Annotated in this window: 13 protein-coding genes; 8 read left to right on the top strand and 5 right to left on the bottom strand. The window is 70.3% G+C overall.

All coding sequences use genetic code 11. The features are described from left to right. The first annotated feature begins 38 nt into the window (after nucleotides 1-38). Nucleotides 39-317, top strand: a complete 279-nt coding sequence (locus H5368_RS04925) for a phosphopantetheine-binding protein (RefSeq protein ID WP_182821922.1) — start codon at nucleotides 39-41, stop codon at nucleotides 315-317. After that, complete coding sequence (locus H5368_RS04920; protein ID WP_182821920.1) at nucleotides 314-1,885, top strand: AMP-binding protein; 1,572 nt, start codon at nucleotides 314-316, stop codon at nucleotides 1,883-1,885. Before H5368_RS04925 ends, H5368_RS04920 begins: the two co-directional genes overlap by 4 nt. A 21-nt stretch (nucleotides 1,886-1,906) precedes the next feature. On the opposite strand, the gene asnB is transcribed toward H5368_RS04920, so the two are convergent. Genes asnB through H5368_RS04905 form a run of 3 tightly spaced genes read right to left on the bottom strand, consistent with a single transcriptional unit; the run spans nucleotide 1,907 to nucleotide 5,665 of the window. Further along, a complete protein-coding gene (gene asnB / locus H5368_RS04915; protein ID WP_182821918.1) occupies nucleotides 1,907-3,874 on the bottom strand; it encodes an asparagine synthase (glutamine-hydrolyzing) in 1,968 nt (655 codons plus the stop codon). Between the two features lie 2 nt (nucleotides 3,875-3,876). Then, nucleotides 3,877-4,662 carry a hypothetical protein gene (locus tag H5368_RS04910; RefSeq protein WP_182821916.1) on the bottom strand — a complete coding sequence of 262 codons (786 nt, stop codon included), beginning with the start codon at nucleotides 4,660-4,662 and terminating at the stop codon, nucleotides 3,877-3,879. A gap of 16 nt (nucleotides 4,663-4,678) precedes the next feature. Next, a complete protein-coding gene (locus H5368_RS04905) occupies nucleotides 4,679-5,665 on the bottom strand; it encodes a polysaccharide deacetylase family protein (protein ID WP_182821914.1) in 987 nt (328 codons plus the stop codon). Nucleotides 5,666-5,861: 196 nt separating this feature from the next. Here H5368_RS04905 and H5368_RS04900 point away from each other — a divergent pair, with 196 nt between their 5' ends. From H5368_RS04900 to H5368_RS04890, 3 genes are read left to right on the top strand one after another with little or no spacing between them, the layout of a single operon-like run. Further along, nucleotides 5,862-8,522: a right-handed parallel beta-helix repeat-containing protein gene (locus tag H5368_RS04900; RefSeq protein WP_182821912.1), complete on the top strand. Its 2,661-nt coding sequence runs from the start codon at nucleotides 5,862-5,864 to the stop codon at nucleotides 8,520-8,522. A 38-nt stretch (nucleotides 8,523-8,560) separates the two neighbouring features. Continuing rightward, nucleotides 8,561-9,631 carry a Gfo/Idh/MocA family oxidoreductase gene (locus H5368_RS04895; RefSeq protein ID WP_182821910.1) on the top strand — a complete coding sequence of 357 codons (1,071 nt, stop codon included), beginning with the start codon at nucleotides 8,561-8,563 and terminating at the stop codon, nucleotides 9,629-9,631. Next, nucleotides 9,628-10,635: an NAD-dependent epimerase/dehydratase family protein gene (locus H5368_RS04890; RefSeq protein WP_182821908.1), complete on the top strand. Its 1,008-nt coding sequence runs from the start codon at nucleotides 9,628-9,630 to the stop codon at nucleotides 10,633-10,635. The genes H5368_RS04895 and H5368_RS04890 overlap by 4 nt, the downstream gene beginning before the upstream one ends. Here H5368_RS04890 and H5368_RS04885 read toward each other — a convergent pair. Next, nucleotides 10,632-11,804, bottom strand: a complete 1,173-nt coding sequence (locus H5368_RS04885) for a glycosyltransferase (protein WP_182821906.1) — start codon at nucleotides 11,802-11,804, stop codon at nucleotides 10,632-10,634. The two genes, H5368_RS04890 and H5368_RS04885, sit on opposite strands and share 4 nt — an antisense overlap. A 106-nt stretch (nucleotides 11,805-11,910) precedes the next feature. Here H5368_RS04885 and H5368_RS04880 point away from each other — a divergent pair, with 106 nt between their 5' ends. Beyond that, on the top strand, nucleotides 11,911-13,080 hold the full coding sequence (locus H5368_RS04880; RefSeq protein WP_182821904.1) for a glycosyltransferase: 1,170 nt from the start codon (nucleotides 11,911-11,913) through the stop codon (nucleotides 13,078-13,080). Continuing rightward, nucleotides 13,077-14,612: a polysaccharide biosynthesis C-terminal domain-containing protein gene (locus H5368_RS04875; protein WP_182821902.1), complete on the top strand. Its 1,536-nt coding sequence runs from the start codon at nucleotides 13,077-13,079 to the stop codon at nucleotides 14,610-14,612. Before H5368_RS04880 ends, H5368_RS04875 begins: the two co-directional genes overlap by 4 nt. 16 nt (nucleotides 14,613-14,628) lie before the next feature. Here the strand turns inward: H5368_RS04875 and H5368_RS04870 are convergent, their stop codons facing one another. Continuing rightward, nucleotides 14,629-15,486, bottom strand: a complete 858-nt coding sequence (locus H5368_RS04870; protein WP_182821900.1) for a class I SAM-dependent methyltransferase — start codon at nucleotides 15,484-15,486, stop codon at nucleotides 14,629-14,631. Nucleotides 15,487-15,617: 131 nt separating this feature from the next. Here H5368_RS04870 and H5368_RS04865 point away from each other — a divergent pair, with 131 nt between their 5' ends. Further along, on the top strand, nucleotides 15,618-16,736 hold the full coding sequence (locus tag H5368_RS04865) for a glycosyltransferase family 2 protein (RefSeq protein WP_343203879.1): 1,119 nt from the start codon (nucleotides 15,618-15,620) through the stop codon (nucleotides 16,734-16,736). Nucleotide 16,737 lies beyond the last annotated feature (1 nt).

Genomic DNA, 16,737 nt, shown 5'->3' with positions numbered 1-16,737 from the left:
CCGCCGCCGTGGATTCCGTTACCTGATCGACCCCTTCCATGGATGATCCAGTGAGCCAGTACGAATCCCGCATCCGCGCCTTCATCGACGAGAACTTCCCGCCCGCCGGCCCGGGCGGGCCGCCCGCCGCGGAGGTCAGCCTGCTGGAATCGGGCGTCATCGATTCCATGGGGGTGTTGCTGCTGGTGACCTGGCTGGAGCAGGAGTTCGGCCTCATGGTCGACGACGATGAAGTGCTGCCGGACAACCTCGACAGCATCGCCGCCATCGACGCTTTCGTCGCGCGCAAGCTCCTGGAGATGGAGCTGTCCGAGTGACGGCACGTTGCGAGCGCTGGCTGGCGCGGGCGGCCGCGCAGCACCCGGGCAAGACGGCCGTCGTGCGTGGCGGTCGCCGGGTCGACTACGCCACGCTGCACGCCGAAAGCGAGCGCTTCGCCGCCGCGCTGGCCGGACATGCGGCACTGGGCGACGGCCAGCGCTGCGTGGTGTTCCTGGAGAACTCGGTCGAGGCCGCGGTCGGCGTGTTCGGCACCCTGCGCGCCGGTGGCGTGTTCTCGGTGATCAATCCCACCACCAAGGCGGACAAGCTCGCGTTCGTGCTCGCCGACTGCGGAGCGACGGTCCTGCTGACCCAGGCCAGCCTGCTGCCGGTGGCCCGGTCCGCCGCGGCGCGTGCGCCCAGCGTGCGTTGCATCGTGGTGGTCGACGGCGATGGCGACGGCATGAATGGCGGGGTCATCGCATACCGGCGCTTCCTCGCCGCGGCTGATCCGGGGCGCCTGCCGCTCCAGGTCGGCATCGATACCGACCTGGCCATGCTGGTGTACACCTCGGGTTCGACCGGCAACCCCAAGGGCGTGATGATGACCCACGCCAACGTCCGCTTCGCCGCCACGTCCATCACCAGCTACCTCCAGGCCAGCCACGACGACGTCGTGCTCAGCGTGCTTCCGCTCGCGTTCGACTACGGCCTCTACCAGTTGCTGATGTGCGTCAAGCTGGGCGCGACGCTGGTGCTCGAGACGTCCTTCGCGTTCCCGCAGAAGGTGCTGCCGCTGCTGGCCACCGAGCGGGTGACCGCATTCCCGCTGGTGCCGACGATGGCGGCGCTGATCGTGCAGCTGCGCAACTTCGACCCTGCCTGGGCCGCCAGCGTGCGCTACCTCACCAATACCGCCGCCGCGCTGCCGCCGGCGCACATCCGCAGGTTGCAGGACCTGTTCCCGGCCGCGCGGGTGTACTCCATGTACGGAATGACCGAGTCCAAGCGCTGCACGTGGCTGCCGCCGGAAGAACTGGCGCGACGCCCGGACAGTGTCGGCATCGCCATTCCCGGCACCCAGGCCTGGGTGGCCGACGACGCCGGGCGGCCGTTGCCCGCCGGCGAGGTCGGCGAGCTGGTGGTGCGCGGCGGCCACGTGATGCAGGGCTACTGGAACAACGCCGAAGCCACCGCGCGCGCGCTGCGGCCCGGCCGCTACCCGTGGGAGCGCGTGCTGCACACCGGCGACCTGTTCCGCACGGATGCCGAGGGATTCCTGTACTTCGTCGGCCGCAAGGACGACATCCTCAAGTCCCGCGGCGAGAAGGTCAGCCCCAAGGAAGTGGAGAACGTGCTCTACGCCATGCACGGGGTCCGCGAGGCCGCCCTGGTCGGTGTCCCCGACCCGGTGCTCGGCCACGCGCTCAAGGCGCTGCTGGTGGTCGACGATCCCGGCCTGGACGCGCGCGCGGTGATCGCGCACTGCCGCGCCCACCTCGAGGAGTTCATGGTGCCGCGCACCGTGGAGTTCCGCGAGTCGCTGCCCAAGACCGGCACCGGCAAGATCCGGCGCAGTGAACTCCAGGCCGAAGCCGAGGGCCGCGAAGCCGCCGAAGCCTGAGTCGACGCCGGCGGACCGGGTTCAGGCCAGGGCGATGCCCGCCGCCTCATGCCGCCGTCCGGCCGGCGCGTGGATGCCCTGCAGCAGGCGCGCCGACAGGATGCCGACGAACGCCTGGTTGTCCGCGAAGCTGGCGGCCTTGCCGGCGCGGGCCTTCGCGTACAGGCGTGACACGGCGGCGGCGTCGAACATGCCGTCGGCGCGGATCGCATCGGGATCGAAGGCTTCGGCCACGTAGTCGAGCGGCTGTCCGTCGACGAAGAAACAGTCGCTGTCCGGCGCGCGGTAGGGTTGCTTGGTGCGGCGCAGGATATCGGCCGGCAGGAGGCCGGCCAGTGCCTTGCGCAGCACATGTTTCTCCGACAGGCCGTGCAGCTTCCACTGTGGCGGGAGGCGGTTGGCGAACTCGACCAGGGTGTGGTCGAGGAAGGGATAGCGGCCCTCGATGGATGCCGCCATCGCCGCGCGATCGCCTTGGCTGGCCAACAGGTATCCGGCGAGCAGCGTCTTGGCTTCCACGTACTGGTCGCGCGCCAGAGGAGCCCAGCGCATGACGCGCGCCGGCAGGCGCGACTCGACCAGCGCCAGCGGGTCGAAGCCGGCGACCGCGGCGCGCAAGTCCGGCGCGAGGAACCTCAGCGCGCGCGCCGACGTGGTCCAGCGCGGCACATGCGCGAACACCGGACGGTCGATGTGCTGCATGCCCTGTCCGAAGAACTCCGCCGCGAACGCGGGGCTCGATGCTGGCGAGGTGGCGAGGTAGCCGTACAGGCGCCCGAGCAGGCGTGGACGTACCCCGGAGTGGGGCTGGCGAGCCCAGAAGCGGCGCACTTTCGCCTCCTTGAACAGGTCGTAGCCGGCGAAGACCTCGTCGGCGCCTTCGCCGGTCAGTACCACGCGATACCCCTGGCGGCGCACCTCATCGGCCAGCAGCATCAGTGGCACGCCGGCCGTGCGCAACACCGGGGTCTCGGCGTGCGCGATGAAGCGCGGGAATGCCTGGCCGATATCGCCCGCCGCGACCTGCAGCGTGGTGTGGTCCGTGCCCAGGTGCCGGACCATCGCCTGCTGGTGCGGGGATTCGTCGAACTCGCGCTGCGCGAACGCCACCGAGAACGTGCGCAGCGGCGTGCTGGTGGCGGTGCGCACCAAGGCGGCGATGCCCGAGGAGTCCAGGCCTCCGCTGAGGTAGGCGCCGACCGGGACATCGGCGCGCAGCTGCAGGCGGACGGCGTCCACCAGCCGCTCGCGCAGCTCGCCCGCGGCCTGGTCGATGTCGCGCCAGGGCCGGGCCGTGTCGCAGGCGTCGGGGAAGCTCCAGTCCCAGTAGCGGTGCAGGCGCTCGCGGCCGTCGGCCTCGACGGCCAGCATGTGGCCCGGCGGCAGCGTGGACACGCCGTGCCACACGGTGTCGGGGTCCATGGGGGCCCACAGCGTCAGCGCTTGCGCGAGGCCCATCGGGTCCAGGCGCGCGTGCCCGGGCAACGCGGCGAACAGCGCCTTGACCTCGGAGGCGAACCACAGTGCGCCGCGCGCACGGGTGTAGTACAGCGGGCGGATGCCGAGGCGGTCGCGCGCAAGCACCAGCCGGCGCCGGGCGCCGTCCCAGAGGGCGATGGAAAACTGGCCGTTGAGGTGATCGACGAAGGCATCGCCGTGGCGCTGGTACAGGTGCACGATCACTTCGGTGTCCGAACGCGTGTGGAACACGTGGCCCTGCGCCTCCAGCCGCGCACGCAACTCGATGAAGTTGAAGATCTCGCCGTTGAACACCGTCCACACCCGGGCGTCCGGACTGGCCATCGGCTGGGCGCCGCTGGCGAGGTCGATGATCGCAAGCCGTGCGTGCGCCAGGCCGACCCCTTCGTCGACGTGGAAGCCGTAGCCGTCGGGGCCGCGATGGGCGAGGGTGGTGATCATCGAGGCCAGCACGGCGCGCGCGTCCTGCGCGGCAATGCCGGATCCGAGGTAGCCGGCCAGGCCGCACATGCTCAATCGTCCCCGTGGGCCTGGGGCGCGACAGCGGTACGCGCGAGGGCGTGGTCGGGGCAGGCGCGGGGTGGCGCCGCGGCCGCGCGTCCGGCGGCGCCCTTGGCCTCGGGCTGCGGCCGCTGCGTGGCGACAGGCAGGGGATACAGGGGTGCGCTGTACCAGTCCGACAGGCGCCCGCACTCGAAATACACCCAGGACGGGCCGTAGACCCAGTGCGAATCGCTGGCGTCGCGCGCCACGGGTTCACCGAGCAGGGCCGTGACGGTGCGACGGTCCATGCCGGGCTGCAGGCGGACCCTCGCGGACACGTCCGCCGGCGGTGCCGCCGCTGGTGCATCGAGTGACGGCGCGGCCCTCTCGCCGGAGGCCGGCAACCAGTGCCATGACGCGCCGGCCACGACCAGCAGCGTCAGCAGCGTGCGCATCCAGACGGCACGCCTGGACGCCGACCCTGGCGCCCGCACCGCCGGGCTGGTGGCCGCGGGTGGCCCGCCGGCAGGCATGCCCCGGCTGCCACCCCGTCGCGGCGCCGCGGCCCGCGTCGCGGAGGTGCCGGGGGGCGGCTCGCCCGGCAGGCGGCCGTGCTCGCGGTGGAAGTCCAGCACGGCGGCGTAGCCCACGTTCAGCGCGATGAGCCTGGCCGGGTCGCGTGCCGCCGTGGAGGGGCGGTCCGGATGCAGTTCCGCGACCCGCCGGCGATACGCCCGTTTGAAGACCTCCAGCGTGCAGGGTGGCGAGATGCCGAGTTCGGCATACAGCCTCGCGAAGTCCGTGGCGTGGTTCATCGCCGGGCCGGCGGCGTCACGCGGCCAGATGCCGGCAGAACATCTGCGGAAGCTGCACCATTGCCCGGAACAGGTCCTGGCCGGTGTCCTCGGACACCGGCACGCGCTGCAGGTCCAGGGGTGCCGACGAAGCGCGGGCAACGCCGCCGTAGAAGGAAAAGGCCTGCGCCACCCCGGCGGCACCGAGCAGCCGCATCGTCTCGTTGTCGAACGCGGTGGGGCCGCCGACCGGATAGGCGAAGTGCGTCATGTCGATTCCGAGCTCCTCCCGCAGGCGCAGGGCGCAGCCCTCGATCTCCGCACGCTGGTCGTCGAGCGCGAGGCTCGACAGGATCGGATGGTTCACCGTGTGCCCACCGATGGTCATGCCGGCACGGGCCAGGGCGCGGACCATGTCCCAGTCCATCCACTGGCCCTCGACCGTCTCCGGGGCCTCGAGGCCGGTCTCGTCGGCAAGCCGGGCGCGGAACGGGACCGTCTGCCCCGAGGGCAGGTCCTTGTAGATGGCGAGGATGCGCCGTATCACCGCTTCACGGTGCTGGCCGAGGATGATCGGCCCGGGAATCCACGGCGACAGGTCGAGCGCGGCGCTGGCACTTTCCCGCACCTGCATCGCGATCGCGTCCCACCACGGCAGGAGATTGCGGTCGATGAAGCCGGTGGCGATGAAGAATGCCGCGGGGACGCGATGGTGCCGCAGCACCGGCAGGGCGATGTCGTGGTTGTCCAGGTAGCCGTCGTCGAAGGTGATGGCGACGTAGCGCCCGTTCGGGCGGCGCAGCGCGTCGGCGATGTCGTCGAGGCCGATGATGTCGCAGTTGTGCTTCAGGAAGCCGACCTGGGCGTCGAATCCCTCGGCCGACGCGCTCCACAGCCCGCGGTCATAGCGCGAGTGACTGCTGTTGCCCACGCGATGGTAGTTGAGCACCAGCACGCCATCGTGGGGCAGCGCGGCGGCTACCAGGCGGCGGAGGCCCGGTGTCGCCAAGAGCTTCGCTGCCATGTCCCGCTTCATCATTCCATGCCCCCACATGCGCGGCCTGTTCGCGGCCGGATATCCGTTGTCCATTACCAACGGCAAACGCTGTCGCAACCAGCCACCCGGACAAGCAGACACCATGCATCGATATAGCGTGCCACCCCGGTACAGCGTTTGCACCGGTGGCTTTCGACGCTGCACCCGCCTCGCGGCCTGCTCGATGCTGGTCGCGCTGGTGGGCATCGCATGGCCGGCTGGCGCGCGCGAATGGTTCGTCTCCACCGCGGGCAGCGACGCCAACGACGGGTCCATGGCACGCCCGTTCCGGACGATCGGGCACGTGCTGTCGCCGGGCAACGGGCTGGTCCGCAATGGCGACACGGTGACCCTGCGCGCCCCGGACGGCCAACGCACCTACGCCGAATGCGACGTGCGCCTGCGTGTCAGGCTCGTGCTGCGCTCGTACCCCGGCGAGCGTGCGCACATCCACTGCGACATCGCGACCCCCGACAGCGTCGCCTTGCAGATCGACCCCTCAGCCTCCGGCAGCCAGGTCAGCAACCTGGAGATCAGTGGCGGTCGCTATTACGGCGTGATGATGCAGACCGAGTGGGAGCAGGCAGGCGCGGCCAGCGGCAGGGGCGCCTCCGACATCCTGTTGGAGGACCTGCTGATCCGCGACACCGGGCGCGACGGGATCAAGATCACGCCCAAGTCGGACAGGGTCACCGTTCGCCGCAGCGAGATCCGCGACACGGGCGCGATCTACCCGCCCGGCACGCCGCTGGAGGAGATGAACGCCGACGGCATCGACAACGTCAACGGCTCCGGGATGGTGGTCGAAGACAGCTACATCCACGACATCGCCACCACTGGCCTGTACTTCAAGGGTGGCGCCACGGACGTCGTGGTGCAGCGCAACCGCATCGAGGACACCGGGATGGCGGGCATCCTGGTGGGCTTCGACACCAGCCTGGAGTTCTTCGACACGACCTTGAACCCCGGATACCACGAGTCGATCCGCGGCGTGGTGCGCAACAACATCGTGCGCAACACCGATTACGCCGGGATCGGCCTGTATGCGGCCAGGGATGCGATGGTCGTCAACAACACGATCGAAAACGCCGCCCGGGTCGGGCACTCGGCGCTGTACTTCGGCATCAGCTTCCAGGACTGGGACCCGGCGGCCGGCCGCCCGCCGAGCGTGAATCCGGTGCTGCGCAACAACCTGGTCGGCGCAAGCGGCGGGCGCTGCTTCGAGATCCGCCACTCGGACGAGCTCGGTGGCCTGTCCGGCCTCGCCGGCCGCGCCGACAGCAATCACAACGGGTATGCACCGGATTGCATGTTCCGCGACTTCCGCCCGGGCCCCATGGCGCGGATTCCACTGCCGCTCGTCGCGTGGCGGGCGGCCAGCGGCAGCGAGGCGGACAGTGTCGCCGCCGACTTCAACCTTGATGCCAAGGGCAGGCCGCGCGCGGGCAGCGCGGCCATCGGTGCCGCGGTGCCGGTGCACGGAGTGGACGACGACATCGAAGGCACCCGGCGCGAAGGTGCACAGACCATTGGCGCCTACCACGTGCAGGTGCCGCCGATCGCGGCCGCGGCCGTGGTGCCGCTGGCGTGGCTGGGGGGCGCGCGCGGGATCACCGCGTTTCTTCCCTCGATCGGCGCGGCGCTTCTGGCAGTGCTTGCACTGGCGGCGATGGCCGCCGGCGCGGTGCTTGTGCGCCGGCGCAATGTCACCGGCTGGCTCGCGGCCTACCTGCGGCAGGACTGGCGCGCTCCGGTGCCCCCGGGCACCACCCGGCATCTCATGTTCTGCTTCGTCGACCACTACGAACCGGCCTGGGGCAACCCCGGGCGCGCGCGCGAGGACATGCGCGTCGCCCGCTGGCTGGACGAACTGCCCCGTCTCTGCGCCAGCCATCGCGACTCCGAAGGCCGACCGCCGATGCACACCTTCTTCTATCCCGAGGAGGAGTACCGGCCCGAACACCTGGACGCACTGGCGACGCTGTGCCGGATGGGGCTGGGCGAGATCGAGATCCACCTCCACCACGACAACGACACCGAAGCGGAGCTGCGCCACAAGCTGTCGCGCTTCACCGAACTGCTGGCGCGCGACCACGACGCGCTGCCGCGCGATCCGGTCACCGGCCAGCCGCGGTGGGCGTTCATCCACGGCAACTGGGCGCTGGACAACAGCCATCCGTCGGGCCGCCACTGCGGTGTCGACAACGAACTGATCGTGCTGCGCGAAGAAGGCTGCTATGCCGACTTCACCTTTCCCGCGGCCCCCGATCCCTGCCAGACGAGCACCATCAACCGGATCTACTACGCCAAGGACGATCCCTGCCGACCGAAGTCGCATGATCGCGGCCCGCGCGTCCGCGTTGGCGGTTCCGGGTCCGGCGACCTGATGCTCGTGCAGGGTCCGCTTGGATTCCGCTGGAAGAGCCGCAAGTTCGGCCTGGTCCCGCGGATCGAGAACGCCGACATCCGTGCGGTGGCACCCCCCACCACCGACCGCATCGATGCGTGGGTGCGCACCGGGATCCATGTCGAGGGGCGGCCGGAATGGATCTTCGTCAAGATCCACACCCACGGCGCCGAGGACTGCGACATGGATACGCTGCTCGGCGACGCCATGCACAAGGCGCATTCGCACCTGGAGTCGCGCTACAACGACGGGCGCGAGTGGAAGTTGCACTACGTCAGCGCGCGCGAAGCCTACAACATCGCCAAGGCCGCGGAAGCCGGCATGCAGGGCGACCCGGGCCTGTACCGCGACCACGCCATACCGAGGCCGCAGTACCGGCCGCGGCGCGATGCAGCCGCGGCCGGGGTCGCCGGAGAGCGCGCGGTGCTCACCCAGTGACCGGACGACAGGAGCAAGGGGCCGCAGGGGTGAAGGGGATGAGGGTTGGAATCGTGGGGTGCGGCAAGATCGCCGATGGCCATGCCGAGCAGCTGCGCGCGATCGGACGCGCGCAACTGGTGGCCGCCTGCGACCGCGAACCGCTCATGGCCGAACAGTTCTCGCAGCGCTGGGGCGGCCTGGCGCAGTACGCGGACATGGCCGAGATGGTGCTCGCCGAGCGCCTGGACGTCGTGCACGTGGCGACGCCACCCGATTCGCACGTGGCCCTGGCGTGCAGCGCGCTGGAAATGGGCTGCCATGTCTTCGTCGAAAAGCCGTTCGCGATGGATGGCGCCGGCGCGCGCAGGATCATCGATTGCGCGAACGCGGTGGGCCGCAAGGTCGGCGTGAATTACCTCTACAACTTCGAGACGCCGGCACTCGAACTGGGACGGCTGCTTGCCGACGGCGACCTGGGCGAGGTGGTGCACGTGGAGACCTGCTATGGCTACAACCTTGCCGGGGACTACGGCATCGCGGTGATGTCCGATCCCGCGCACTGGGTCCACCGCCTTCCAGGCAAGCTGTTCCACAACGTGATCGACCACGTGCTGGCCAAGGTCGTGCCCATGCTCGCCGAGCCGGTGGTGGTGTGGGCCGATGCACGGCGCATGCGTCCGGCGAGTGGCGACGCGGTCGTCGATGCCATGCCCGACGAGCTCAAGCTGCTGTTGAGGGACCGCGATGGCAGGACCGTGTCGGTGATGGTCGGCTCGCATGCGCGGCCGATCGGCCATGCCATGAAGGTGTACGGCACCCGCGACACGGTGGAGCTGGACTACGCGGCACGCACGCTGGTGCGCAGCGCCCGCCAGGACCAGCCTAGCGCCGTCGGCCGCCTGTTCCCCGCATGGGTGCAGGCCTGGCGCTTCGCACGCTGCGGCATGCGCAACCTCGGTGCATTCGGCCGCCACGAATTCCATTATTTCCAGTGCATGCGCGTGCTGCTGGACCGCTTCTACGACGCCATCGAAGGGCGCGGCGACGACCCCGTGCCGCAGGCGGAGATCCTGCGCGTGGCCGCGATCATCGACGGCATTGTCGATGCCCTGGCGCCGCGGCCATGAAGGTCCTGCTGACGGGGGCGGGCGGGTTCCTCGGCCGGTGCGTCGCGCACAGCCTGCTCGAGGCCGGCGTCGACGACCTGCGCTTGCATTTCCGCGGTGCGCCGCCCGGGAATCTGCTGGACGCGCTGCGCCGTCGCCACCCTGATGCACGCATCGAGGCGTCCGCGGCCAACCTGCTGTACGCCTGCGACCTGCCCGCGCTGGTGAACGGCGTGGAGTGCATCGTGCACGCGGCGGCGGGCATGCGTGGCTCCGCCGCCGACATGTTCGCCAACACCGTGGTCGGCACCCGCAACCTGCTCGACGCGGCGGCGGTGGAAGGCGTGCGCCGCGTGGTCATGGTGGGATCGTTCTCGGTCTACCGGACCGAGGGGCTGGCGCGTGGCGCGGTGCATGACGAGTCGGTCCCGATCGAGGCGGTCGGCATCGAGAAGGGCGCCTACGCGCACGCCAAGACGCGCCAGGAGCACCTGCTGGCCGAATACCGGGCGCGGTTCGGGTTCGAGACCGTCGTGCTGCGGCCCGGGGTGATCTACGGGCCCGGGGGTGGCGCGTTCTCGTCACGGGTGGGCATCCGCGCCATGGGGCTGTTCTTCAGCCTTGGCCGCGGTGCCGAACTGCCGCTGACCTACGTCGAGAACTGCGCCGACGCGGTGGCGCGGGCAACGCTGCATGGCGTGGATGGCCGCGCCTACAACGTGGTCGACGACGACCTGCCGAGCTGCGGCCAGTACCTGCGCGGCTACCAGGCGAGGGTGGGGCGGCTGCGCGTGCTGCCGGTGCCGTACTGGCTGTTCCTGCTCGGCGCGCGCTGCCTCGTGCGCTACCACCGCGTGTCGAAGGGGCAGCTTCCGGCCGTATTCACCCCTTACGTGGTGCGCTCGATGTACCGTCCGCTGCGGCATTCCAACGCGGCGCTGAAGGCGCTGGGCTGGCGGCAACGGGTTCCGACCCAGGCGGGCCTCGCGCGCACGTTCCAGGCGCTCTCCGGAACGCCGCCCTAGGGCGTGACCCCCTGCGGCAACGCAGTCTCCGTCCCGCCCCGCGCCCTCTGGTAGAACGCATCGTACCTGGCCCGCATGACATCGACCGACCCGTGCAACTCCACCCGCTGCCGCGCCGCCGTGCCCAGGCGAACGCGCAGTGCGTCGTCGCCCAGCAGTTCGCGCAGGATCCCCTGCAGGCCCGTGCCGTCGGTGGGCGCGAACAGGCGGCCGTTGTCGCCGTCGGAGATGATCTCGACATTGCCGCCGACACGCCCGGCCACGATCGCAAGCCCGGCGGCGCAGGCTTCGAGCAGGGCGATCGACAGGCCTTCGGTGAGCGACGGCAGCGCAAAGACGTCGAAGGCCGGCAACAGCGCCGGGACGTTGCCGCGCGGGCCGGCCAGCAAGACCCGGTCGGCGATCCCCAGGGCGTCGGCGCGGGCGCGCAGGTCGGCGGCCAGGGGGCCGTCACCGACCATGACCAGCTTCAGGCGTGGGAAGCCGGCGAGCAGCGCCGGCACCTGCTCCAGCACGATGCGCTGGTTCTTGAGTTCCACCAGGCGGCCGACGCAGCCGATCACCGGTGCGTCGCCCGCCGCCAGCCCGAACGCCGCGCGCGCCTCGTCGCGCGCGGCGACGGGATCGGCGTGGCGAAGCAGCGGAATGCCGTTGTGAACCACTTCGGCCAGGTTCGCGCGGGCTATGCCGGACGCGACCAGCTGGTCATGGACCTGCTGGCCGACCATCGCGACGCGCCGCGTGCGCGCCAGCGACCAGCGATACAGCGTGCGCAGGCGGCGGTTCGCCAGCCGTGCACCCATGTTGTGGCAGGTGTTCACCAGCGTCGCGTGGCGGTTGAACAGCAGCGCCAGCGCCGCGTAGTAGCTGGGCACGAAGTTGTGCGTGTGCACGATGTCCGCCTGCAAGCCGCCGGCGCTGGAGCGCAGCGCGCGCAGCACGCCAATGTCCAGCGGGCCACGCTTGCCGCCGATCACCACGGGCACGCCCGCCGCTTCCAGTTCGGCGCGGAATCCGCCGGTGTCGTTGATGCTGAACACCAGTACCCGGTGGCCATGCGCGGACTGGGCAATGGCCAGGTCCGCGACCACGCGCTCCAGGCCGCCGAGTTCGAGCGAGTCGACGACATGGACGATCGCGAGCTTCCGGGTGGGGTCGATCGGTTGCATGCCTGGGGATCGTGTATCGACGCCGTTGCCCGGCGTCCTGGAGCAGCGAGCATAGACGGCGGGCCCATGGCGCGCGAGATCCACGCAGGGGAGGTGCCGGATGGCCATGGCCACTGAAGCGATGGCACCGCAGGCCGGGCTGCGCCAGGTGCGTGCCTGCGTGATCGGCCCGGACATCATGCACCGCGAGTCATTGCTGGCGATGTTCGCAAGCCTTTCGATCGAGGCGACCAGCACCGACGACTCCCACACCTTCCTGTCGCGCGCGGGCGGCGACGGGCGCGGCCGCCTGGCGCGCGCGATGGACATCGCCTGGGGCACGCGCGACCCGTCCTGGATGCGCCATGTGCTGGACGCCATCGACGCGAGCCGCGCCGACGTGCTGGTGTTCCATTGGGGCACCTTGCCGCTCTCGGACATCGTCGCGATCAGGCGCGCCCGGCCGGCGCTCAGGACCATGCTGATGCTGCTGTGCTTCCCGCTGGCCCTGTCGCCGGCGGGGATCAAGCGCCAGCACCTGGTGCTGCGCCGCTGCCTGCCGAGCATCGACGCGCTGATCTGTCCCACGCCCGAGATGGCGGACTACCTGCGGCGCCGCGTGCTGGGACGGCACCGCACCCGGATCGGCGTTGTCGCGCCGTGCTGGCCGGACGCGGTGCGTCCCACGCGGCGCGCCGCAGGAGAGCGCACGCGCCCGAACCTGGTGTATGTCGGGCGCACCGACCTGTCCGGCAAGACTGTCCATGGTGCCGACGACATCCGCGTGCTGATGCGCTCGCTGCTCGACGCAGGCATTGAACTGCACCACGCCCGGTCGCCGGAAACCGAGGACGGCCATCCCAATCGCGTGCATTTCAGGCCGCTGACCAACCTGCAGCTGATGCAGGGGATGGCGGCGTTCGATGCCAGCCTGATCGCCTACAACCTCGACGCCTGCAGCCGCACCGATCGCTTCGACCTCACCGTTCCCGACCGCTTGATCTCCAGCGTGCTGGGCGGCACGCCGGTGGCATTGCCACGGGATGGATACGCGGCGTCGAAGACCTACCTGCGCGACCATGGCGCGATGCTCACGTTCGCGTCGGCGCACGACCTGTATCGCCAGCTGTCCGACCGTGGCCGCATGGCCGAGCTGAAGGAGGTCGCCTGGGACGCGCGCAACCGGTTCGTGGCGGAGCGCCAGGCCGGTGCGCTTGCGGGTCTGCTTGGCGAGGTGCTCGACGAAGCGCCGCAGCGGGTGCGCACGGCGGTGGCGTGGTCCGGCGGTCGCGGATGAAGTCCGCCTTTGGCAGCCATGCCCTGATCCGGTCCGCGCTGATCGTCACCGGTGCCACCTACGTCACCTACGTCACTGGCCTGGTGATCAGCATGCTGGCCGCGCGTGGCCTCGGGCCGGCGGATTACGGCCGCTACTCCTATGTGGTGTGGCTGTCGGGAATGGTGGTGGTGGCCTGCACCAACGGCCTGACGACGACCGGCATCAAGTTCGTCGCGGAGTGCCTGGGCCGTGACGACGGCGAGGCTGCCGCGCGTGTCTACGGGTTGCTGCGCCGCTACTTCATGCTGTCGACGGTGGTCGCGTGCCTCGCGTTCCTGGTGCTGGCCCGTTTCACGCTGCCGGACGGCTGGGAGGGCGGCATCGGCCTGTTCGCCGTCGTCGTTCTGGCCAGCGGCGTGGCGAAAGCGTTCTACCTCCTGCATTCGTCGGTCGCCAAGGGTTACGGCAATTTCGGCATCGAAGCCAACACCACCAACATCCTGGGCCTGGTGGGACTGGTGGCGACCATTGGCCTGGTGGTCGCGCGGCGCCCGCTCGAGTCCTATCTCGAGCTGCTGGTGGTGCTGAGCATCTGCCACGCGCTGTTGACCTTCGTCTTCATCCGGCGCACCGCCATCCGCCCGGCCCATGGTCCCATCGAGGCGGCGATGGCCAGGCGGCTGCGCATCCACCTCGCGTGGACGGTGCTGCTGGTGTTGCTGGCGACCTTCTCCAACCGGACGGTCGAGACCTTCCTCCTCAACAGGACGGCCGGAGCCGAAGCCGTCGGCTTCTTCATCATCGCCGCCACGATCACGCGCGGCGGCGCCGACCTGCTGGTGAACGGACTCACCGCGGTGCTGATCCCGGCGATGGCGCACTCCTACGGCCGTGGCGGCACCGCCGGATTGAATCCGATCCTGTCGAATTCGGTGCGCTACTTCCTGTTCATGGGCCTGGTGCTGGCGGGCGTCGGCGTGTTCTGCGCCGAGCTTGCGATCAGGCTGCTGTACGGGCCCGAATACGCGCCCGTGGTGAACGTGTTCCGGGCGATGGTGGTCATCGCCGGCCTCACCCTGATGGAAGGTGCCTTCAACGCGCTGTTGACCACGGCCGACCACCAGCGCCTGCGCGTGATCCTCACCGTCGTGGCGGTCACGGTCAGCGCCGTGCTCGCCTTCGCGCTGGTGCCGCGCTACGGCCTGTCGGGTGCCGTGGCCGCGCACCTGATCGCGAAGATGGTCATGTTCACGACGATCGTGCTCACCGCGACCCGCACGATGCAGGTTCGCCTGCCGTGGCGGGAGATCGGCAGGCAATTCGCCTGTGCCATGGTCGCGGCCGCGCTGGCGGCGCTGGTGTGGTGGGCGGGCGATGGCGCGTGGATCGGCCTGGTGGCGGCGATGGTCTATGCGGTCGCCATGGTCATCTGCTCGTTCCTGTTCAAGTCGTGGAGCGCGCAGGACCTGGAGATGCTGGCCCAGTTGACCACGCGATTCCCGCGTGCCTGCTGGTTGCTGGCCGCGCTGGCGCGCCTGGGCGTGCGCTGAACGCGCCAGGCGACGCTCAGCCCGGCTTCCAGGCGACGTAATAGATCCAGGGGTCGTCGAGCACGTCCAGGTCACGCCGGCCGTCGGCCGCGATGGTCACCACATCGACGAAGCCGGCCGCGGCCAGCGCTTCGAGTTCATGCGCCGGGTCCACGTACACCGTGAGCGACGCGTGGTCATAGGCCTCGTCGTTGACCACGGCGTGGCCTTGCGCCATGACCTGGTCCCCGGCCAGGCGCCTGCGGTTGGCCTCGCGTGTCCTGCGCGCGGCCACGGCCCTGGCAATCCGCACCGCGAGTCGCAGCGGGTTCGCGGTGACCTTGACACCGGGCAGCGAGACCGGGGGGAACGCGCCGCCCAGGATGCGCATGTTGTGCGACGAATACACGAAGGCGCCACCCGGGCGCAGCACGCGCGCCACCGCGCGGTGGACCTGCGCGCGCTCCTCGTATGCGATGTAGTCGATGCCGTTGAACGAAAAGAGCACCAGGTCGCAGCTGGCGTCGTCGATGCCTTCAAGCGTGCGCGCATCGCCAAGCCGGATGTCGACCCCCGGATGCCTGGCCCTGCAGGCGTCCACCATGCCCGGCGAGATGTCGAGCGCACGATAGCTGCGCGCGAGTGCATGCAGGTAGCCGGTGGTGCGCCCGCCGCCGACGCCGACATCGAGCACGTCGCCGCGCACCAGCGGCCAGGCCTCACCGAGCGCGGCGACTTCCGCGGGCGTGAGTGCGGAACGCGTGGCGAAGTCCTCGACGACGCGCGGCTGCAGGTACGCTTCATTGCCCATGTGCTCACCCTTGGCGATGGCCCCCGCCGGATAGTAGCGGAACATTCCAGCGGCCCGCACGTGGCTGCCGTTCGCGCGTGGCATGGCCGGTTGCAGGCATTCCGCGCGTTGTCATTGCACGGAATGCCACGTCCGCAGCCGAAGGCCATGTCGATGCCCATCCGCCCGCAACCGACCGCCGATCGGGCCGACCGCCACGCGTACGCGGCAGTGCCGTGAGCAGCGTGTTCTGGGCCTGCGTCGTGCTGCTGGCGTACACCTATGCCGGTTACCCGTTGCTGATGCGACTGCTGGCGTGGCGGCGTCCGCTGCCCGCGGCCCGGTCCGCGCAGGAGCCGATGGTCACCGCGGTCCTGGTCGTGCGTGACGCGGCGGGGCTGGTGCGCGCTAAGCTCGACAACCTGCTCCTGCTCGACTGGCCCGGTGACCGGCTCGAGATCGTGGTTGCATGCGACGGCTGCACCGACGGCACGGCCGCGGCATGCCGCGCGGTTGGCGACCCCCGCGTGCGCGTGCTCGAATTCAATGCGAGGCGCGGCAAGGCCGCATGCCTCAACGACGCGGTGGCCGTGGCGCGCGGCGAGGTGCTGCTGATGGTCGACGTGCGCCAGCGGGTGGATCCGCAGGCGCTGCGCGCACTGGTCGCGCGCCTCGCCGATCCCGCCGTCGGCGCGGCCAGTGGCGAGCTGTGTTTCGAGGACCCGGAATCGGGTTTCGCCTGCAGTGTCGACGCCTATTGGCGCTACGAGAAGATGCTGCGGCTGGCCGAGAGCCGGAGTGGCTCGGTGGTCGGTGTCACCGGCGCCTTGTACGTGCTGCGGCGCAACCTGTTCGAGCCCCTCCCCGAAGGCACCGTGCTGGACGACGTGCTGGTGCCGATGCGGGTCGCGGCGCGCGGGGGCCGGGTGGTGTTCGAGCAGCGTGCCATCGCCTGGGACCGTGCATCGCCGTCGCCGGCCCAGGAGCGTGCGCGCAAGGTCAGGACGCTGGCGGGCAACTTCCAGCTGCTGCAGCTCGCGCCGTGGCTGTTGGACCCGTTCGCCAACCCGCTGTGGTTCCGCTTCGTGAGCCACAAGTTGCTGCGCCTGGTGGCGCCATGGGCGATCCTCGTGCTCCTCGCCGCAACCTGCGTACTGGCCACGCGCGGAAGCTTCTACCAGGCCTGCCTGTGGCTGGCACTCGCCGCGGGGCTCCTGCTGCTGCTCGCCCGCGTGCTGCCTGCGCTGTCACGATCCCTCCCGGTCAGGCTGCTGTCGGCGTTCCTGCACATGAACCTCTATTCCGCGGAAGCGGCGATCGCGTTCGCGCGACGCGACGCGACCCGCCTGTGGTGAG

The organism is Luteimonas sp. MC1782 (assembly GCF_014164605.1).
Classification (GTDB): domain Bacteria; phylum Pseudomonadota; class Gammaproteobacteria; order Xanthomonadales; family Xanthomonadaceae; genus Luteimonas.
This window is presented reverse-complemented; position numbering and strand designations above follow the sequence as displayed.